This is a genomic window from Microbacterium endophyticum (assembly GCF_011047135.1).
Lineage (GTDB): Bacteria > Actinomycetota > Actinomycetes > Actinomycetales > Microbacteriaceae > Microbacterium > Microbacterium endophyticum.
Genome location: NZ_CP049255.1, coordinates 2,126,337 through 2,147,220 on the forward strand (window position 1 = coordinate 2,126,337; position 20,884 = coordinate 2,147,220).

Below are 20,884 nucleotides of genomic sequence, written 5' to 3' on the forward strand. Positions count from 1 at the left end.
AGTTCAGTAAAGCTCAGCTCAGTCGCTGCAGCAGTATCACGCCGTCTTCATGCCACACATCTGTGGTCGTTTTTCGTCGCCGCGACTCGGTGAGGACAGCCTCCCAGTGCGTGGGATCAAGCGCGAGCATCCGCACCTCATCTGCCGGTGCGACGAACATATCGGCATGATGGTGCGCACCGCCCGATCCTGGCGGTGGTGCGGCGTGCGACACGATGAGGAGATGTCCACCCACAGCAACTCGCTCCGCGGCCTGACGGAGCGCCGCAATGCGATCGAGCGCCACCGGTGAATGCAGAAAGCTCGTTGTGACCAAATCGAAGACCTGATCGCTTCGCCACGTCGAGAGATCCGCTAAGACGAACCGTGCCCGGTCGATGCCGAGCGACGACGCTGCGGCAGTTGCCCGCGCGATAGCGGTCGGCGAGATGTCGAGGCCCGTGGCATCCCACCCGTTTTGAGCGAGCCACACTGTATCACCGCCCTCGCCACACCCCAGGTCGAGGGCGGTGCCAGGGTTCAAGTCCGAAACAACGTCAACCATTGTGGAATTCGGATGCCCCGACCACACGCGCTCCGAACCGGCATAGCGCTCTTCCCAAAAGGTGGCAGCTTCGGTGTCTTCCTGCACCAACATCGCGTTGACAGCGGCGCCAACGCCCGCGGCGGCACCCATTGCCATTGGTACCGTGGCACGTGGATCGACAACGTTGCCCGCAGCGAAGATTCGTGGGTGGCTTGTTGTGCCCACGGCATCCGTTGCCAAGAAGCTGCCTACGGGAGAATCGGTGCGCGAAAGGCCGAGGTGCGACACGAAGCCGTCGATGGGACGCGGCATCGAGGCGACGAACAGCGCGTCGAGTGGCACTGTCGTGCCTGACTCCAGGCGCACTCCGGCGACAGCGCGGCCTTCGCCGAAAACCTCGACGACAGGTTCGGTGACGATCTCGACCCCTCGCGCCCGCAACCTATGGGCGGCATCGTCGTCGATGCCGCCGATCAGCCCCGTGAAGACGATTTCGGTGGAGCTCCACTGCCGCACCAGTTCAGCCTGGTGGAGTGCCATCGGAGACGTGAGCAGCACCCCGAGTCGGCCGTCGCGGACTTCCCAGCCGTGACAGTACGGGCAGTGCAGCACGCCCTTTCCCCACCGCTCGGCGAGCCCGGCAACGTCTGGCAGTTCGTCGGCCAGCCCCGTGGCGATTATTACGCTGCGGGCTGTGGCGCTAGCGCCGGGGCCGTAAACGACGGTCACGGATGCCTCGCCCGCATCGACCCGTGAAACCTCACCCGACACCACCTCGACGCCGTAGCGGGCGACTTCGGCGCGTCCGCGTGCGATGAGATCGGCGGGGGAGATGCCGTCATGACCAAGCACGCCGTGCATGTGGTCTGCGAAGCGATTGCGAGGAGCACCTGAGTCGATGACGAGAGTCCGCCGACGTGCTCGGCCGAGCATGAGTGCTGCGCTGAGCCCGGCTGCACCACCGCCGATGATGATCGTGTCCCAGGACGTGTTTTCCATACCTTCAGCATCTGCGTCATAGTGGAGTATTGGCAAGTTGGTTTGCAGAAATGGCAAGGAGGAGTTTGTGAGTGAAGAACTCAATCTCGTGGGGCCACGCCTTCGCGCCGCCCGCCGTGCCCACGATCTGACCCTCGAGGAGCTCGCGGAGCGAACCGGGATGTCGGTGAGCACCCTTTCGCGGCTGGAATCAGGCAAACGTCAGGCCAGCTTGGAGCTGTTGGTTCCGTTGACGAGGCACCTCGGCATCCGACTCGATGATCTGGTGCGCGCCGAGACTCCTGATCCGCGCATTCGACGAGCGACGATTCGGCGAGATGGCATGCTCATCGCGCCGTTGGCGTCGGAGGGTGCACCGGTCCATACCGACAAGATCACTTACCTGCCGGGGCGAGAACTCCCCGAGCCCCGCACGCACGAAGGCTACGAGTGGCTCTACGTTCTCAGCGGCAAAGTGCACGTGCGCTTGGGTGACCAAGATCTGGTGCTCACTCGCGGCGAGGCCGCCGAGTTCGATACGCGCACGCCGCACGCGATGACGTGCGCGGGCTTTCGACCGGCTCAGGTGCTGAGCATTTTCAACGAGTCAGGCGCACGCATGCACGTGCACGGCGCCGCCTGACTTAGTAGACCAGTTCCGCGGGTGCGAGGTGTGACGTCTGGTCTCCGACCAGGGTGAGCTCGCGCGGATCGAGCTTTCGAATCTCTTGGCTATCTGCGAGTTCGTCGAGTTCGATCCAGAAGATGTTGGGGCTTCGGGTCGACCCGAAGTAGTAGATGCGATTCGTGAGGTCGGCCCCGGCACGCCACCACGTCGGGTAAACGTCGCCGGTGGAATACGGAGCGCCGTAGGGCACCGACACGTTCGCGATCAGCTGGAAGACACCGGCGACGGCCTCTTCGGTGTTTTCGGGCTCGGGTAGGTAATTCAGAAAGTACGCAGCACGCACGAAACGATCGGCCGAGGTGATGTCGCCGGGTGGGGGCAGCTCGCCCCCGAACGGTCGGTACAGCTTGAGGTTTTCGAGCTGCTCATCGAATGTGGGGGAATTTGCCATCACCGTGTATTGCGGCCCGTGGTGCACAACGAGTGTGCCGTTGAGGGGTTCGATGATTGCGGAGTCGCCCGAGGCGTCCTCGATCGCAATGTGCACACCGAGTTCCATGCCGCGAAAAAGCGGAGACGTGATGCGCACGCGATCGACGTCTGCCACGGCCTCCGCGACAGTGCCGTAGTTATCGAGGAGGTACTGCACCCACATCGCGTTGGCGACGGAGGGTCGGCCGTCATTTTCGGGGAATGACACGTCTTCGGGGTTTAGATAGAGCGCGTGAGCTCCGAACCCGTTCTCGTTGAGCCCGTCGACTGTGCCCATGCTCCACATACTGGTCGCGACGCTCGAGTAGCGAGACGTCCAGGAATGGGATGCTTCGTCGCCATTTCCGTTGCGCGTGGTGCCGCGAGGCACGAACCACAGTTCTGGTTCGTCGCTGACGGCCCAGTCCATGCAACGCGTCACGGTTTTCGCGACGGCATTGTCATTCCAAAAGATGCGAGTGCACATATCGGTGAGCGTACCTGACGCCGTGGGAGCACGACCCACGGCTGCCCGCAGCTAGAGGCTCGGGTAGACCTCGAAGCTGGAGCCGTCGGTCAAGAGGAGCGAGAGCATCACCTCGAACGGAGCGGATGAGCCATCGGCGGGTACCGTCTCGACGGTGTCCCAGCCGCCGCCGATAATCGCACCAGCCGCATCGCGGGCGATCACGGTGATGTACACACCGGAAAGTTCCTCGCCGAACGTGCTGTTCACTGTTCCGCTCGCGTACGAGACGTACTCGTCTGACGTCGCCGTGACATCTCCGATGTCGAGGGTGCCGGTTTCGTCCGCGGGCGAAAATACTCCGGCGCTCGCATCGGGAAGCACGATCTCGATCTCGGCGATCTTGTTCGTGCCGATCTCAGTGAATGCGCCGAAGAGCGCATTTTTGCCCGCGAGCAACATCGGGTATTCGGTTGCCGTGTCGATGGCCGCACCCGACGCATCGAGAGCGGTGACTTCGACCGCCTCGTAGGCGAAGATGTAGTCGTCGTTCGGGTTGTCGAGTATGACGGCGTACCACCAGACATCCTCCGCGTAGTCGACCTGAGCGAACGCGCTTTCGACAATCTCGACCGACTCCGCGTCGCCCGCAACGTCTTCCGTGCTGTCATCCGTGTAAGGCGCGCCACCCTCGATCTCACCTGTGTAGTCGTCGACGATCGCATCGTAGGTCGCGTCGCTAATCAATCCGAACGACACGAAGGTCATGACGATGGAAAGAATCCATCCGACGACCGACACGGCGACGGCGGCAATGCTGAATCCGGTGCCGCCCTGGTTCTTCTTGATCAGTGCGATGAGGCCCATGACGAAACCGGCGAGAAGGAACAATCCCGAGAACCACGTCACGAAGGGGATCGCGGCAAAGATAAGACCGACACCGGCCGAGACGAGAGCAAAGATTGCGAGCTTCGCGGAACGGGCCGCGGCCGGAGGTGCGGGCGCGACACCGGCGGGCGGCGCAGGATAAGCGGGCATGCGCGGATCTCCCGCGAGCGGCGCGCTGTAAGGAGGTGCCGGGGGTACCGGCGGGGCTGGTGGCGCCGGGGGTGCATTAGGCGTCTGCTGTTCCGGCTGTTCGGGGTTTTCCGGGGGAGTAGGGGTAGACACTCGGGCTCCTTGAAGTATGAGTCGGACGCACCGGGTGATAAGCGCGAGACGCGAGGGGAATACTTTCAGTCGCGTTGAAAAGCGCGACCAAGCACCCCCTGCCGGCTATGGAAATTCTATCCGATACCAATGACACCACAGCGTCAGAATGCGTCCGGCTGTTGAGGCGCCTCTTTAGTTCTCGGCAGGGTGTCAAGCACGCGATCGTAGAAGTTCGCGATGAGGTCTTCTACAAGCAGCGCGGGCACACTGTCGATCAACTGAACTGTCACCCAGTGCCGTTTGTTCATGTGGTAACCCGGTGTGATTTCGGCATACTCGCGAACTAGCGCTTCGCAATGCGGGGGTGCCGCTTTCAGCGTGATCGCGGTGGGTGACTGGTTCATCCGGATCGCGGCGAACATCTTGCCGCGTACTTTGAACACGGCCGTCTCCACGCCAAACGGGTATTCCTCGACTGCCTGAGGCAGTTCGAGACATACTTCGCGCGCGCGATCACGGATGCTTTCCATGACCTCGATCTTGTCAGTTAGCGGGGCCCGCGGGTGTTGTCGGCGGACTGTGAGTGAGGTAGTGGATCACGGCACGCACCCGCCGGTGGTCGTCGGCATCTACCGGGAGGTCGAGCGTGTCGTAGATGCGCGATGTGTGCTGCACTATCGCTTTTTCGGAGAGTCCCAGCTCGTCCGCTATCCACCCGTTACTGCGTCCTTCAGCCATGTGTCCGAGGACTTCGCTTTGGCGCGGTGTAAGTGCCTCGATTCCGCCTCCGAGCATGCGAGCTCGCGACATCAGAATTGCGACGACGTCTGGGTCGAGCGCTGTCCCGCCGGTAGCGACGCGGCGCAGGTCTTGAGTGAAAGTACGTACGTCGGAGATGCGCTGTTTGAGCAAATAACCCACGTGTCCACCACCGTCACCAATGAGTTCGACAGCGTATCTGCGCTGCACATGTTGGGAGAGAACGACTACCGCTGTTTCGGAGTGATGCTTGCGGATGCGCACAGCCGCGGCAAGTCCTTCATCGGTGAAGGTCGGTGGCATCCGGATATCCGTCACGACGAGGTCTGGCGCGTGCTGTATGACGGCATCCTCGAGCGCGCCGGCGTCTCCGACAGCGGCGACCACGTCGAAGTCTGCTTGTTCGAGCACCAACGTGAGGCCCTGTCGCAGAAGTGCTTCGTCTTCGCCGATCACTACGCGCATGGCAATTCCACAATCAGCTGAGTTCCGTTCGCTGGCGCAGAATCAATGGAAAAGCGCCCACCGAGCGCGTCAACACGATCTGCGAGGCCGCCCAGACCGCGTTTTCCCGCGACAGCGCCGCCCCGCCCGTTGTCTTTCACTTCGAGAATCACTCGCTCTGTATCCGAGTCAATTCGCACGCTCGCGGACGTTGCCCCGGAGTGTTTAACGGTGTTGGCGAGCGCTTCGGCAATGACGAAATATGCCGTGTTTTCGACTGTCGAGGTGAGCGCCGGTTTCTCATATGCTGTCTCGAGATTGGTGGCAATCGGCATCCGATCGACCAAATCTTCTACGGCTGCGACGAGCCCCCGCTGCAGCAGGGCAAGCGGGACGACGTCGTGCACGAGTCGCCGCAGATCACCAGCTGCGTCATCGATGCGTTTGCGAAGCTCGGTTGCGCGCATGCTCACATTTCTCGGCGTGGCCGATGAATTCGCAATCTGCTGGGCCTCGAGCGCCAACAACACGAGCTGTACCTGGATGCCGTCATGCAAATTCTGCGCGATCCGAAAGCGTTCCTGGTCGGCGGCATCGACAAGGCGCGCACGGGAGGCGACAACGTCGCGTTGCGCCGCGATGAGCTCGGTGGCGAGTCGCGTGCGGTCGATCGCGATAGCTACGACTTGTCCCGCTCGGCGCACGTCGTCGTCGCGTGCTGTGAGCTGAGTGTCATAGTCGATCACTGCAATCTCACGCCCATTCGTGGTGACGGCGACGCGTCCGCGGTGGTGCGTGTCGGAGTGCAGCTCAAGCGGTGTTCCGTGCTCGTCGACGTAAGAGTCACTGTTATCTACTCGGAAGGCCAGTTGCACGGAACTATCCCCGAGGGTGTAGGCGAGGGCGTCTGTGATGGGGCCGCGGTTGATATCGGAAGTGCTGAGCCATTCGCTCAGTTGAATGATCTCTCCGGTGCGTGCAAAGCTCCCGTCTAAGACGCCAGCCGTGAACGCGATCGGAACCCCCATCAGCACGATGAGTTGCGTCACAGGGATAGCAACCCCGTCCTGTAAGCCAAGAGCTGTCAAGACGAGGCTCGTCCCGGGTACGGCGAGTACTGCGATGACTCCGTAGGAGTAGAGCGGAAGCAGCATCCGTCGTGCTCGTGGCTGCGCGCGCATCAAGCGGTTGGTGAGAATCACGGCGGTTGCGATCATGATTGCCGCCCCGGCGATCTGTTGCGTCGCGCTAGCGACGGCGAACTCTGGCGAATCTGCCGAAGTGAAAATGTAGGGGAGCTGCATTGGAAGCGCAACGACATAGGCGCCGATGACTGTGGCGGCAGCGCTAGGCGAGTCGAGGCCGCCCGAGGGGAATGCCAGGAGCAAATGGACGATGACAGCGAAAATCGTGGTGCTGAAGATCGCGCCGACGGTTGTCAGCGGCGCGACACGAGCATTGCCTAGCCCCGCAATGAGCGTTGCGAAGCCCCCGATGACGATGAGCATGCCCATCGCGTTTGCCGGGCGTCGCCACCAGGCGAAAATCCCAGCTGCGGCGTAGACCCACGACACGATCGTGAAAAGTGTCAGAACTGCGGGAACACCAGACCCCGGCAAAACGAGCGCGAGCTGCAGCGCGCCCAAAAGCGCAACCGAAATCGCGAGCAGGAGGAGCGCGCTCGCGAGGCGTTGTCGCGACATCTTGCTCCTGACGGCGAGATTGGGCGGTGGTGGGGCGGATGTTCCGTCTCTCACTATCCTCTCGGAAGACTGTCGCTCTCTATAGACCCATGTCTATATCGCACGTGGTTCTGGTGGGTAACGATGGGTGAGAAACATCGGGCACGATCATGCTCGATATCTCCCTCTCTGTGATCCGCGCCAAGGAGCAACTGTGCGTTCGCGATACCGCTTTCCCCTTGTTTTTCTTTCCTCGCTTACGATCGTTGGTCTGGTCGCGGGGTGCGCGAGCGCCCCAGCGACAGTTGAGGTTGTTGCCGGCGGTAGCCCCGATGCTGACGCAGTTGCGCTCCCGGAGGGTGCGAGCGATGAGGAGGTCGATGCCGCCGTCGCTTCGGCGCTCGCGCAGCTGCCAGACCTTGCGCAAGAAGCGCTCGACACAGCTGGAATTCCGGGCCTCGCAATCGGGGTCGTCCACGGTGGAGAAACGGTCTATGCGGAGGGCTTCGGTGTAAAGAACATAGAAACCGACGCCCCTATCGACGCTCAAACCGTGTTTCAGCTTGCTTCTCTTTCGAAACCGATATCTGCAACTGTTGTGGCTAAGGCGATCACTGCCGGCGCAATCACATGGCAAACACCAGTTCAGAGTGAACTCGACGGCTTCGAGTTGTCAGATCCGTATGTGACCGAGAACGCGACGGTCGGCGATTTCTTCTCCCACCGCTCGGGGCTCGCAACCGGAGCTGGCGATGACCTCGAAGATCTCGGATTTGATCGTCAATACATCCTTGATCACATGTACTTGCAGCCTTTGACTGCGTTTCGGGCGGAGTATCACTACTCCAATTACGGAATCACGATTGGTGCAGAAGCCGCAGCATCCGCGATGGGGATGACGTGGGAAGACACCGCTCAGACCTACCTATACGAGCCGCTCGGCATGGATTCGACGAGCTCTCGCTACGAGGATTTTCTCGCCGAAGCCGATCGCGCTGACCTGCACGCGATGGTTGACGGTGAGTTCACGCCGCTCTACGAGCGCAATCCAGAGGAGCAGTCGCCCGCGGGTGGTGTCTCATCGAACGTGGAGGACCTCGGCACCTGGATGAATCTGGTGCTTTCAGAGGGCGAGTTTCAGGGAGACACCTATATTGACTCGTCAGCTCTGCTCGCCGCAACGACGGGGCAGATGGTGTCGGGTCACCCGGGCACCGCGGCGGGACGAACGGGAATGTACGGATTCGGCTTCCAGGTGGGGTCCCAACCGGGCGGGCGAGCCTCAATCAGTCATTCGGGGGCTTTCGTCTTGGGAGCGGGAACCAGCTTCAGAATGATTCCGAGTCTTGATCTTGGGATTGTCGTTCTCACCAACGGTGCTCCCGTGGGTGCTGCGGAGGCAGTCACCTCGTCGTTCTTGGATCTCGTGCAGTTCGGGTACGAGACGCGCGACTGGTTTGCGGACTACGCCGGTGCGCTCGGCGTCTATCTCGCACCCGCTGGTGATCTCGCGGGCGAGACCCGCCCGACAGATGCTGCAGCTCCCGGTGACTACGCCGAATACGTTGGCACGTACGAAAGTGACTACTACGGCACCCTCTCGGTCACAGCGACAGACGACGGATCGACTCTGATGGGAGCCCTCGGGCCCGACGGTCAGTATGAGTTCGTGCTTTCGCCGTGGGACGGTGACGAATACTCATTCATTCCCACCGGAGAGAACGCCCCGGAGGGTTCTCTTTCGTCGGCTGAGTTCACTCGCTCCGAAGGTCAGGTCAACGCTGTCACGCTCGACTTCTTCAACTCCCAGGGCTTGGGTACCTGGGAACGCGTAACGCCCTAGCCTGCGTTGCTCGGCTCCCACCCCAATGCGGGAGCGACGTACTTCGCGAAGGACCCGACCATACGCAGGTTGAACTCAACCCCCAGCTGGCTCGGGATGGCAATCGCAAGCAACACAGCCTCCGCGAGCCGTGGGCTTCGTGAATCGCTATACGCCGTGGGACATGCGGGTGTGCTGGTTCTCTACACGGCCAGCTAGTTGAACGGCGCCCACGTCGTGCGTTCGACGAACCACTTCGGCGCCCATGTGACGAAGGATGACGGATCAAAGGTCGTGTCGAGGATCTCGACAGACTCGATCTGCATCGCGAGAAGCGAGAGGGTATGAGTGCGAGGGCTGTCGCTCTCCCAATCCCAAAAGTGATAGCGGGGTGTTTTGTCGTGCGCCCGACGACTCGGGCCGTAATCCATCGGCGCGCACCGTCGAACCAGGACTGCGCCACCATCTTCCTTCGATCGGAAGGTGACCAGCACTTCACGGCGTCGCGCTATCGCCTCAATAACGTCGTCATGGTTTGGTAGCTCCACAGTTCCCCCTCAGGCGTCCGGACGCTGCCGTTCGTCGCGTCCTACCCCCAAGGCTGTCGGACACCGAGAAGACCGTCAAGGCTGCTCCCGTTCGATCAACCCGACGCGCGATCTAGAACTGCGCATGGCGGCAGTGCTCAGAAGGTTTGGGTCATGAGGACGCTGGGGTTTGCGCTTCGAAATTGCCACAGACCCGCATCGGACCCCCGTCACGAAACTCGCGCAGACCCACTCCTGCGACTGCCAGCGATGAGCTATGTGTTGGTCGATGAGTCTGCCGTCGGGCGCGGGGAGCTGCCGTTGCTTCGAGGCGCCCGCAAAAGCGAGTGCTGCTTGTTGATCTTCGCCGCCTGGCACATCCTCTGAAAGTGTTCCTCGTCTACGGCCTTGAGGAACTCCATCGCCCGGCGAAGTTGAGCGTGAACGGAACGCGCGTCCAGTACGTCCACGCTCTCGCTACCTTCACCGTGCGAATGTCGGTTGCAGAAGTCGTAAACATCACGGAAGGGCTCACCTTCTTTAGTCTCGACCAGCGAACGCAACTGTTCGGAGAAGTCAGTCCGATGAGGGGCCTTGTAACTTGCGAAGATCTCAAGAACTCGTCGCGCTGCATTCGGGAGAAGAAAGAGCCGGTCGTGATCGGGGCTGTCCCCCACGCCTGCCATGACCATCGCAAATAGATATGCGTACTCGGAAGTGGTACTCAAGAGGAGCGGGGGCAGGTTGGCGATCCTCGTACCTCGACGGTCTCCGTCTTGAGCTGAGTACATCTCTAAGAACGCAACCTTGGGGAATCGAGATTCGTCAGCGTCCCCCGTCCGGATGGCCTTGTTCGAGGATCCCCACTTGCTTCCCTTCGACTTGATGAACAGCCGCAGAAGCCCGAAATCGTGAGTCAAGATGATGAACTGCCCAAAATCCTCCAACGTGTCGAGCAGCCACTGATGGGTTGCGAACAGTGCCTCTCGATCGAGGGAGCTGGACGGGTCATCGATGACCACGATTCGTTGCGCTCGCTCGTTTCCTGGTTTCTGCTCATCCTCGAGGCGTCGCAGGAAGTAGAGCAGAGAGAGGGTCGTTCTCTCACCCTCACTCAGGTGTGTTGCGGGATCATCGCCGCGCCGACAGGCATAGGACTTGCCATCGTCCGTAACGACCACGGTCAAGTGACTCTTGCCGTACACACGAGCGAGGTCTCGACTGAGAGTGTCCGCCATGTCCTTCGTCGTGAACTGAGCCGCGCGCACTTGTTCAAGCTTTCGTTCCGCCAGACGAGCCTTGTCTTTACTCGTCGTCTGACGTAGGGCTGCTTCTCTAGCCTTCTCCTCGGCTGCCGCAAAGTCATCGTGCTGAGAACCCACGATGTGACGGAACGCAACGTCTCGGTAGTTGGCCATGACCTCCTCACGCCGAGCAACCTGATCGTTGTGTTCAATGATCGCCTGCGAGGCGACGGTCACCGAGATGACTTCCGTCAGGGGTGAAGGATCAGGGCAGGTTGGCTGGGTGCTCGGATCGGAGGATTTGAGTTCGAGGGCCGCTTCGATCTCGTGGAGCTGAGAGATCCTTGCTTTGACAGCCGCCTGAATCTGTCCGACCGCGTCCGCGTAGGGAAGTTGCAGATCGGACGTAAGGTCAGAAGAAGACGGCAGTCTTGATTCCCAATTTTCGAGACTGCTTATGGCAGAGCGAACGTCCTTGATTAGGTCATTTGCCCTTGCTCTCAACTTCAGCCAGCTCGCATCGAAGTGCTCCGCTAGTTGCTTGCGGCGAGAGTCGTCCACGTGATGACCACAAAATAAGCAGTCGTCGCGGGATTCATGTAGTGCGAGCCCCTTCTCCACCCATGCCTGTGCGGTTGGGTTCTCCTCGAGCGCAGCGATTGCGAGGCGCGTTGGACTTTCGCCCAACAGCGCCCTCAGTTCCTCAAGTCCGCTGACAGCAGTTGAAGGGGCCGCAGTCACGATGGGAAGGCTGGTGAGCGAGGATTCCGCCAGTTTCACAAGTGCGGACGCGTGCTCGTTGGCAGAAGGAAAGTCGCCGCCATACTTGCGGAGTTCTTCCTTTACTCGCGGGAGGGAGAACCGATTTTTTGTGTAGTGCTCGTAGTCGAAGGGCCGCAGCTGGCTGACGATCTGGCTCTGAACGTCGGCTGCAACCTTGTCGGCACGCTTGTCGGCGGCTTTGAGCTGCTTTTCTGAGTCGGCTTCCGCGTCCACGAGCTCGGCAATCTCGTCGACAAGCTGCGCTTCCACCTCTTTCGCATGAATTGCCTCGCTGCCGAGAGTGACGATTGCTGAAGCGCTATCGCCGTCCAGAAAATCCTTGAGGTTGTCCTCAACCCATTTTCTCGTAAACACAGCCATTGATGGCGATGGAGAGCTATCTCCCGTGTTAACTGTCACGCGGGTTTTGTCTTCGTCCTCCCACACCATCTCAGTGACGGCGGCGTCTTCCGCGAGGCTCAGGAGCAGTTGCGAGAAGGTGGATTTCCCGCTCCCGTTGTGCCCATAGATGATGGATTGTGCGCCTAGGGGTGTCGCCTCAGGCCAAAAACCCTTGTCAAGTGACCTCCATGGTCCCTTCACATCAATTCGTCGGAGCATGAGCCGACTCTAGCGTGGGGCAGTTGTCGCGGATCGAGCGACGCAGGCCGATAGAGCACCCTTCGGTGCACTCACATTGCGTATCCCTCGGTATTCGGCTTCCACCCCAATGACGGTGCCACGTACTTCGCAAACGACTCGACCAGCCTTGTATTATAAGCAACACCCAACTGGCTCGGGATCGTGAGCATGAGCGTGTCGGCGGTGCGGATCGCCGCATCGTCGAGCAACTGCTCCACGAGCACGTCAGGGGCTGCCGCGTACGTCTTACCGAACGTTGACCGCATGCCGTCGATGACGCCGACCTGGTCGCCATCCTGGCGCCCGCCGAAGTACATGTTCTCTTCTGCTGTCGTGATGGGGAAGATGCTGCGGCTCACCGATGTCCGCGGGGTGCCCGGGTGACCGGCATCCTTCCATGCAGCGCGGAACGCGTCGATCTGCTGTGCCTGAAGCTCGTCGAAGGGGAGACCCTTGTGTTCGGTGAGCAGCGTCGACGACATGAGGTTGACTCCCATGCGTCCGGCCCATTCGGCCGACTCGCTGTTGCCGGCGCCCCACCAGATGCGGTCGCGAAGGCCGGGGGAGTGTGGCTCGATGCGCTGAAGGCCCGAAGCGCCGGTACTGAAGGGGCTGTTGTTGTCGGGTTCGCCGATACCTACGCCCTCGATTGCGCGCAAGAAGTCTGCGAAGTGTTCGCGGGCGATGTCAGCACCACGGGGGTCTTGCGACCCGGTGTAGCCAAACTTCTCGTAGCCGCGAACCACAGACTCGGGTGAACCACGGCTCACGCCGAGCGCGAGTCGGCCGTCGCTGATGAGGTCAACGGCCGCTGCCTCTTCGGCGAAGTAGAGGGGGTTCTCGTAGCGCATGTCGATGACACCGGTACCTACCTCGATGTTCTTGGTGCGCGCAGCGATTGCGGCGAGAAGCGGCATGGGCGACGCCTGCTGGCGGGCGAAGTGGTGCACGCGAAAGTACGCGCCGTTGACGCCGAGTTCGTCCATGCCCTGCGCGAGGTCGATCGCCTGGTGCAGCGAGTCGCCAGCGGTGAGCTCACGGCCGCCACCGAGGGGGCCGTAGTGTCCGAAGGAGAGAGTTCCAAAGCGTTGCATAGTGATTGCAACGATAAAGCCGCACAAAACATTCCGGTGAATGAATAGTGCTCCCAGTGATCGCCTGGGCTGGAATCGGCGCGCCGGTCGACCTAGGATCGGTTAGGCCCTGATATCGATAACAAGGTTGTTCATGCTCCCTCAGATCTCCACTGGAACGCTCTCTTCCCGTGCCCGCCTCACGAGCAACGCGCCGGAGCAGCAGCTCGACGGAAAATGGCACTTTCGACTCTCGCGCTCGCTGCGCGGCGCTCCCGACGATCAGTGGCAGACAGCTGAATGCGAGAACTGGGACGAAATCGACGTTCCCGCGCACTGGAATCTGCAGGGGTTTGAATCGCCCGCATATTCCAACCACCAGATGCCTTTCCCGCTCGACCCGCCGTACCCGCCGGATGCCAACCAGATCGGTGACTACCGGGTTGATTTCGACACGGATGCTGCGCTCCAGGGCCATCGAGTGGTTCTCCGTTTCGACGGCATTGAGTCGGCGGCGGAGATTTGGCTCAACGGCGAGCTTCTCGGCACCACTCGGGGGAGCCGGCTCACGCAGGAGTTCGATGTGACCGCATCTCTTCGCGAGAGCGGAAACCAGCTGGCCGTGCGCGTGATGCAGTTCAGCGACGCGAGCTATATCGAAGACCAGGACATGTGGTGGCTCCCTGGCATCTTTCGAAGCGTCACTCTGCTGGGGCGGCCAGATGGTGGCATCGAAGACATCTTCATCGTGGCTGACTACGATCCGGCGACCGGTGCCGGAACGCTCGACGTGAAGGTAGCCGTGCAGAACGACGTCGACGCTCGGCTGACGATCCCAGCGCTCACCGTCGATGCCGTGGCGAAAGGGCCGATCGAGGTCGGCCTCGTTGAACCCTGGTCGGCGGAAACTCCGACGCTCTACGACGCTGAGATCAGTACCGCGAGCGAAACCGTGCAGCTGCGCGTCGGCTTCCGTCGCGTGCACATCGAAGAGGCGCAACTGCTCGTCAACGGTCGCCCGGTTATGCTGCGCGGAGTCAACCGTCACGAACACCATCCCGACAAGGGTCGCGTCTTTGATCCTGAGCGTGTGCGCGCCGAGCTGTCGCTCATGAAGCGCCACAACATCAACGCCGTCCGCACCTCGCACTATCCGCCGCACCCCGAGGTTCTCGATCTGTTCGATGAGCTCGGTTTTTACATCATCGACGAGTGCGACCTCGAGTCGCACGGCTTCGAGCATTCCGAATGGCGCCGAAACCCGAGCAACGATGATGCCTGGCGCGAGGCTTACCTTGACCGCATCCGTCGCACCGTCAATCGCGACAAGAACCACCCGAGCGTCATCATGTGGTCGCTCGGAAACGAGGCGGGAACCGGCGCCAACCTCGAAGCGATGTCTTCATGGGTGAAAGCGTTCGACTCTTCTCGCCTCGTGCACTACGAGGGTGACTGGTCGAGCACCTACGTCGACGTATATTCACGCATGTACGCGTCGCATGCCGAGGTCGGTGAGATCGGGCGCGAGGTTGAACAGCCAGCCCCGATTACGGCAACGGCGGCGGAAATGCATCGGCGCACTCTTCCTTTCATCCAGTGCGAGTTCGGCCACGCGATGGGCAACGGTCCTGGGGCTGTTGCTGAGTACTGGGATCTTTTCGAGCAGTATCCTCGCCTCGCGGGCGGCTTCATCTGGGAGTGGATTGAGCACGGTCTCGCCACCACAGGCGCAGATGGCACTCGACGCATCGCGTACGGGGGCGACTTCGGCGAGACGGTTCACGACAGCAACTTCGTGATCGACGGCCTCGTCAGTGCAGACCTCGAACCGCGCCCCGGACTCATCGACTACGCCGCGATCATTGCGCCGGTGCGCATCGTCGTTGCCGCTGACCGCAGCCACATCGACGTCGCAAACCGGTACGACATGGTTTCGCTCGACCACCTTGAGCTTGTGTGGCGGCGCGTCGTCGACGGCGTGGAGATCGCCGCCGGAACCGTGGATGCTGCGGGCATCTCGCCGAGGTCGCGCACGCGCATTCCGCTGCCAGAGAGCACGCGCTCCGTCGTCGAGACCGCACTCGCCGACGTGCTTTCGCTCGAGGCGCGGCTGCGCGTTGCGACGTCGTGGGCACCCGCGGGGCATGTGGTCTCACGCGGCGAAGACGTGCGTGAGACCGTCATCACGGCACCGGAGCCGACGGCTGGGCTGACCGCATCGGCGTCGCACGTGGGAGCCGCGTCGTTCGGTGTCGTCGATGGGGCCCTCGTGACTCTCGGCGCGCTACCGATCGCGGGACCCGCCGTGGGTATCTGGCGTGCTCCGACCGACAACGATCGTTATCCAGGTTGGGATGAAGCCGAGAAGCCGCCGTTCGCTGATCGGTGGCACGACGCCGGAATCGACCGCACCGTCTCGCGATTCATCTCGGCCGAGATTGAATCAGCGAGTCTCACGGTGCGGACTCGAACGGGCACACCCATCAGAGAGACAGGTATCGAGGGTGCCTTCACCTGGACGGCGCTGTCGTCCACAGATGTTCGCCTCGATGTCACACTCGAACCTCGCGGCAAGTGGACTTCAGATTGGGCGCGGTTAGGGCTCGACTTCGTGATTGCTTCGCCCCCGCGGGGCATGGATTACTTCGGTCTCGGTCCTGGTCAGGCGTACCCGGATTCCGCGTCGGGCGTCTCGCACGGTTGGTGGAATGTCGAGCGCGCTCATCTCACTGTCGATCACGTGCGGCCGCAAGAGAGTGGTTCGCGCCGTGAGGTTCGCGAAGCCACGGTGCAGACGGATGCTGGTTCGCTCACCGTGCGAACCCTGTCGCAGCCGTTCGCGCTCACGGTCTCGCCACACTCCCGAAAAACGCTCGCGGAAACAACGCACAACGCGGATCTTGTCGCCGACGGCAACACGTACGTCTCGATCGATCTCGCGCAGTCTGGCGTCGGCACGGCCACGTGTGGTCCCGGAATCCTGCAGCGTTATCGGGTGGCTCCTCAGCCCGGGCGAATCTCGCTCGTGTTGAGCACAGCGCCTGCGACGGTCTAGATTCCGGAGACTCCGAGGAGCGAGCCGATTCCGTAGGTTGCGAAAAGTGCAGCGGCGCCGCCGATCAGTACGCGAACGACCGACTTTGTACGCGAACTGCCTCCGATGTAGGCCGCAATCCATCCGGTCACTGCAAGTGCGAGCAGCACCGAGATGAAAGTGACGGGCACCCGCCACCCGGCGGGCGGCAGGAGGATGGCGAGGAGCGGAAGTATCGCCCCGATCGTGAAGGCGAGAGCCGATGCTCCGGCGGCCGCCCACGGGCTTACAACGTCACTCTCATCGATGTTGAGCTCAGCGGCGAGGTGCGCTGCGACCGCATCGTGCGCGGTGAGCTCGACGGCCACTTGACGTGCCGTTGCCGGCTTCAGGCCTTTCGACTCGTAGATTCCCGCAAGCTCTTCGAGCTCTTCTTCGGGCATCTCACGCAGTTCGCGCTTCTCTTTTTCGATGAGAGCGTGCTCGCTGTCGCGAGCGCTGCTGACGGAGACATATTCTCCAAGGGCCATAGAGATCGCGCCACCCACGAGACCTGCGATACCGGCGATGAAGATCGGCGCGACGGCACTCGTCGCGCCTGCGACACCCACGACGATGGCAGCCGTCGACACGATTCCGTCATTGGCGCCGAGCACGCCGGCGCGCAGCCAATTGAGTCGCTTCGCTAGTCCCTCCTGGTGCGGTTCGTGGGGGTGACCAGCAGGGGGAAGCGCGGAGTCCGTCGTCATGTCCACAGCAAAGCACGTGCAGCGGCGCCGCGCGGACTTTCTGAGAAATTTCTGAACGCCGGGACCAAAGTCCCTATTGCTGAGAGTTGATCCAGAGGATCGTATGTGTGGTCAGGCCACAAAGTCACCAAGGGGATCCGAAATGAAAACCGGCCCCTGATCACCACATAGGAGAACACCATGTCCACCACCGCGGCTCCCCGCGTCACCACGACCGCTGCTACCAGCAACGCCGCGGCCCTCAAGGCCATCCCCGCAGAAAAAGACGTCGTCACGTCAATTATCGCTCGTCGGGTTTTGGCAGTATCTCGGTACGCCATCGGCTTCATCTTTCTGTGGGCGTTTCTCGACAAGACGTTTGGCCTTGGCTTTTCTACTCCGGTAGAGCGAGCTTGGGTGAACGGCGGCACCCCCGCTCAGGGCTTCCTCAACAGCGAAGCGGTGACGGGGCCGTTGCAGCCGTTCTTCCAGGGCATCGCGAGCCCGCTCGTCGATGTGCTGTTCATGGCGGGAATGCTGGGTGTCGGCCTGGCGGTCATGCTCGGCGTTGGTCTTCGGATCTCTGCTGTTGCCGGCACCGCGATCATGATCATGATGTACCTCGCAGAATGGCCGTTCGCCATGTTGACGGGGTCCACCAACCCGTTGGTTGACTACCACATCATCTACGCGCTGATGCTGATTGTCGTCGCCGCAGCTTCTGCTGGTGACACATGGGGGTTCGGCGCTCAGTGGAAGAAACTGCCGATCGTGCAGAAGAACCACTGGCTGGTCTGACCGCAGCTAGCCCCTACGGCCCGCAACCTCCTCTAGGTTGCGGGCCTTTTTCGACGTTAGCGTTGCAGGTGCGCGGGCAAAATCTGCTCCTCGGCAGACAGATCATGCGAGCAAAATGACAGTTTGTGCATTTGCGTCAATCACCCTCTTGAGACCGATGTGGAATGGGTCACGGCGCCGCCGCATTGTCGCGCGGTGCTGACCCCCGAAGACGAGGGTCTGCACACAAGAGGAGAACACAGTGAGTTCAACCACGGCTAAGAGGCCGATGTCGAACAAGAAGTTTCTCGCGATCTGGATCCCGGTTGTGGCAGTCGTGGCGATTATCGCCATTGGAGCCAACGTCGCGATCGGCATGTTCCGAGGAGCTATCGAGTCCTACATGGGCACCGGTACGTACGAGATCACGAACACCGCAGAGGGTTCAGAGCTCGACACCGAGTACTACTCCGGCGATTACGCAACTGTTGACGAGGCCAAGGCTGCGTCAACAGAACTCGTCGAAGACATTGCAGACGAAGGCATGACACTACTGAAGAACACCGGTGAACTTCCGCTGGCTCTCGGTAACGTCACGCTGCTTGGCCGCGGCGCCGCAGACCCCGTCTATGGCGGATCGGGCTCGGGAACAGCTGACACCCGCACAGCCGTCAACATTCGCGACGGTATCGAGAACGCTGGCTTCACTGTCAACGACACGGTCTACGAAGAGCTCTCGGCCTTCGCCGAAGAAAACCTCTCCGCCGACGGTGGGCGCACCAACATCGTCATGGACAAGCCGGAAGATTCGAACTACAACATCGGCGAGATGCCTGTTGCCGACTACTCGCAAGACGCACTCGACAGCTTCACTGACTACAACGACGCGGCAGTTATCGTGATCGGTCGTGGCGGCGGCGAGGGCGGCGACCTGGCTACCAACATGGAGGCGTGGGACGACAACGCGGAAGCTGGACAGCACCAGCTTGAGCTGAACAAAGACGAGAAAGACCTCGTCGCGCTCGCTGAAGCAAACTTCAACACTGTCATCGTTGTGATCAACGCGTCCACGTCGATGGAGCTGGGATCGCTCCAGAACGATGACGCCATCGACGGCATCATTCTGGCCGGATCGCCCGGTGTGACCGGTTTCAACGCTCTCGGAAGCATTCTGAGCGGCGCAGTGAATCCTTCGGGCCACACGGTTGACGTATTCTCGAGCGACTTCACGGCAGACCCGACGTTCCAGAACTTCGGTGACTACGCGTACACCAACCTCGACGACGCGTACTTCGTGAACTACGACGAGGGCATCTACGTCGGCTACCGCTACTACGAGACCGCCGCAGTCGAAGGATTCATCAACTACGACGAGGCTGTTGTCTACCCGTTCGGGTACGGCCTCAGCTACACCGACTTCGAATGGGCCGTCACCGGCCAAGAACTCGGCGATGTCGATGGAGAAATATCCGTTGATGTCGACGTCACGAACACGGGTGATGTTGCGGGCCAGGACGTCGTGCAGCTCTATTACACGGCTCCCTACACACCTGGCGGCATCGAGAAGTCGTCGGTTGTTCTCGGAGACTTCGCCAAGACCGGAATTCTCGAGCCTGGCGCGACAGAGACCGTGACGATGACGATCGCCGTGGAAGACATGGCCTCGTACGACGAGTCGGGAGCCGGTTCGTATGTGCTGGATGCCGGCACATACGAGATCAAGGTGCAGACCGACTCGCACAACCTGGCCGCGGGCATCGATCCGATCGCCTACAACGTGGATGACACGATCGTTTACACCGAAGGCCGCGACAGCGACGAGACGGCAGCAACCAACCAGTTCGCAGACGTCACAACCGAATACACCGATGGCCCTCTTATTGCGTTCTCTCGCGCTGACTTCGCGGGTACTTTCCCGACGGCGCCCTCCGGAGACGCTTATGAGGCCAGCGATGCGACGATCGCGGCATTTGCTCCTTACGACGCTGCGGCTGCAGCGGACGAGAACACGGATGCCGAGGCACCTACCTGGAATGCCGATGGCGACGCGTCGCTCATCGATATGCGCGGCCTCGAGTGGGATGACCCAGCGTGGGATGAGTTGCTGAACCAGCTCGACCTCGACGACACGATCGCGCTTCTCACCTCGGGTGCGTACAACACGGCGGGGCTCCCCGAAATCGGAAAGTCACGCACGAACGACCTTGATGGGCCCGCTGGGTTCAGCTCGTTCATCAACCCGGACCTCTGGACGGGAACCGCGTTCCCCTCGGAGTACCTCATCGGCCAGACCTGGAGCACAGAGCTGGCAGAGGAGATGGGCGTCGCGATCGGAAACGAAGCCATGACGATGGGCGTCAACGGTTGGTATGCACCTGCCGTCAACCTCCACCGTTCTCCGTTCGCCGGGCGCAACTTCGAGTACTACTCAGAGGACCCGGTGCTTTCGGGAACGCTTGCAACGAGCGTTGTCGATGGCGCACTCACCAAGGGCGTCTACTCGTTCACGAAGCACTTCGCGATGAATGACCAGGAGACCAACCGTGTCAACGGCAACGGTCTCGCTACCTGGGCAACCGAGCAGACGATCCGCGAGCTGTACTTGAAGCCGTTCGAGATGGTTGTGAAGGATGCCTCGGGCGAACTCACGTACTTCGATGCTGATGGTGAGCAGGTCACGAGCGATATCGGTGCGACGGCGATCATGAGTTCGTTCAACCGCATCGGCGCGACGTGGGCCGGTGGTTCGGAAGCTCTCATGCACAACGTGTTGCGGGAAGAGTGGGGGTTCACCGGAATGGCGATCACCGACTTCAACCTGTACCCGTACATGTACCCCGATGAGGCGTGGGCAGCGCGTGGCACCGACCACATGCTGACGTTTGAGAACTTCAAGACAGTCGAAGATTCTCAGAGCGCGTACGCACAGGACAACATCCGTTACGCCATTCACAACGTGCTGTACACCGTCGCGAATTCGAACGCGGTCAACGGCATGGCACCGGGCGCAACTCTGACCTATCAGGCTGCGGCCTGGGAAGTCGGCGTGATCGCGGGCACCGTGCTGCTCGGCATCCTGATCGCCGGCGCCATTGTCTGGATCATCATCCGGGTTCGTCGTCACCGCGGTCTTGCATCCGTCGTGACTGAAGAGCCTGCCGCGAGCTGA

General features: G+C 61.3%; 15 protein-coding genes. 5 read left to right on the top strand and 10 right to left on the bottom strand.

Features of this window, described 5'->3' with window-relative positions; translation table 11 throughout:
* Positions 1-13: 13 nt before the first annotated feature.
* Positions 14-1,525, bottom strand: coding sequence for an FAD-dependent oxidoreductase (locus G6N83_RS09955; protein WP_165141658.1), 1,512 nt, complete (start codon positions 1,523-1,525; stop codon positions 14-16).
* 67 nt (positions 1,526-1,592) lie between these two features.
* On the opposite strand from G6N83_RS09955, the gene G6N83_RS09960 reads away from it, so the two are divergent.
* Positions 1,593-2,147, top strand: coding sequence for a helix-turn-helix domain-containing protein (locus G6N83_RS09960; protein WP_165141660.1), 555 nt, complete (start codon positions 1,593-1,595; stop codon positions 2,145-2,147).
* 1 nt (position 2,148) lies between these two features.
* On the opposite strand, the gene G6N83_RS09965 is transcribed toward G6N83_RS09960, so the two are convergent.
* The 5 genes from G6N83_RS09965 to G6N83_RS09985 all read right to left on the bottom strand — a co-directional run bounded on the left by G6N83_RS09965 (position 2,149) and on the right by G6N83_RS09985 (position 7,127).
* Positions 2,149-3,090 carry a linear amide C-N hydrolase gene (locus G6N83_RS09965; RefSeq protein ID WP_165141662.1) on the bottom strand — a complete coding sequence of 314 codons (942 nt, stop codon included), beginning with the start codon at positions 3,088-3,090 and terminating at the stop codon, positions 2,149-2,151.
* 51 nt (positions 3,091-3,141) lie between these two features.
* Entirely contained in the window at positions 3,142-4,107 is a 966-nt protein-coding gene (locus G6N83_RS09970; protein ID WP_165138066.1) for a hypothetical protein, read from the bottom strand.
* Between the two features lie 275 nt (positions 4,108-4,382).
* Positions 4,383-4,751 (bottom strand): MmcQ/YjbR family DNA-binding protein, encoded by a 369-nt coding sequence (locus tag G6N83_RS09975; protein WP_165141664.1) that lies wholly within the window; start codon positions 4,749-4,751, stop codon positions 4,383-4,385.
* 13 nt (positions 4,752-4,764) lie between these two features.
* Positions 4,765-5,445: a response regulator transcription factor gene (locus tag G6N83_RS09980; RefSeq protein WP_165141666.1), complete on the bottom strand. Its 681-nt coding sequence runs from the start codon at positions 5,443-5,445 to the stop codon at positions 4,765-4,767.
* A complete protein-coding gene (locus tag G6N83_RS09985) occupies positions 5,436-7,127 on the bottom strand; it encodes a sensor histidine kinase (protein WP_165141668.1) in 1,692 nt (563 codons plus the stop codon). Before G6N83_RS09985 ends, G6N83_RS09980 begins: the two co-directional genes overlap by 10 nt.
* 193 nt (positions 7,128-7,320) lie before the next feature.
* On the opposite strand from G6N83_RS09985, the gene G6N83_RS09990 reads away from it, so the two are divergent.
* Positions 7,321-8,949, top strand: coding sequence for a serine hydrolase (locus tag G6N83_RS09990; protein ID WP_206535805.1), 1,629 nt, complete (start codon positions 7,321-7,323; stop codon positions 8,947-8,949).
* A 194-nt stretch (positions 8,950-9,143) separates the two neighbouring features.
* On the opposite strand, the gene G6N83_RS09995 is transcribed toward G6N83_RS09990, so the two are convergent.
* From G6N83_RS09995 to G6N83_RS10005, 3 genes are all read right to left on the bottom strand, one after another.
* Positions 9,144-9,476, bottom strand: a complete 333-nt coding sequence (locus tag G6N83_RS09995) for a hypothetical protein (RefSeq protein WP_183408404.1) — start codon at positions 9,474-9,476, stop codon at positions 9,144-9,146.
* 254 nt (positions 9,477-9,730) lie between these two features.
* Positions 9,731-12,082 carry an AAA family ATPase gene (locus tag G6N83_RS10000; RefSeq protein WP_165141670.1) on the bottom strand — a complete coding sequence of 784 codons (2,352 nt, stop codon included), beginning with the start codon at positions 12,080-12,082 and terminating at the stop codon, positions 9,731-9,733.
* Between the two features lie 71 nt (positions 12,083-12,153).
* A complete protein-coding gene (locus tag G6N83_RS10005) occupies positions 12,154-13,197 on the bottom strand; it encodes an LLM class flavin-dependent oxidoreductase (protein ID WP_165141672.1) in 1,044 nt (347 codons plus the stop codon).
* A gap of 133 nt (positions 13,198-13,330) precedes the next feature.
* On the opposite strand from G6N83_RS10005, the gene G6N83_RS10010 reads away from it, so the two are divergent.
* The gene (locus tag G6N83_RS10010) at positions 13,331-16,231 is read left to right on the top strand and encodes a glycoside hydrolase family 2 TIM barrel-domain containing protein (RefSeq protein ID WP_165141674.1); all 2,901 of its coding nucleotides are present in this window, start codon (positions 13,331-13,333) and stop codon (positions 16,229-16,231) included.
* Here G6N83_RS10010 and G6N83_RS10015 read toward each other — a convergent pair.
* Positions 16,228-16,959, bottom strand: a complete 732-nt coding sequence (locus tag G6N83_RS10015) for a VIT1/CCC1 transporter family protein (RefSeq protein ID WP_165141676.1) — start codon at positions 16,957-16,959, stop codon at positions 16,228-16,230. The genes G6N83_RS10010 and G6N83_RS10015 overlap by 4 nt on opposite strands.
* A gap of 180 nt (positions 16,960-17,139) precedes the next feature.
* On the opposite strand from G6N83_RS10015, the gene G6N83_RS10020 reads away from it, so the two are divergent.
* Complete coding sequence (locus G6N83_RS10020) at positions 17,140-17,736, top strand: DoxX family protein (RefSeq protein WP_165141678.1); 597 nt, start codon at positions 17,140-17,142, stop codon at positions 17,734-17,736.
* A 241-nt stretch (positions 17,737-17,977) separates the two neighbouring features.
* A complete protein-coding gene (locus tag G6N83_RS10025) occupies positions 17,978-20,884 on the top strand; it encodes a glycoside hydrolase family 3 protein (RefSeq protein ID WP_241246182.1) in 2,907 nt (968 codons plus the stop codon).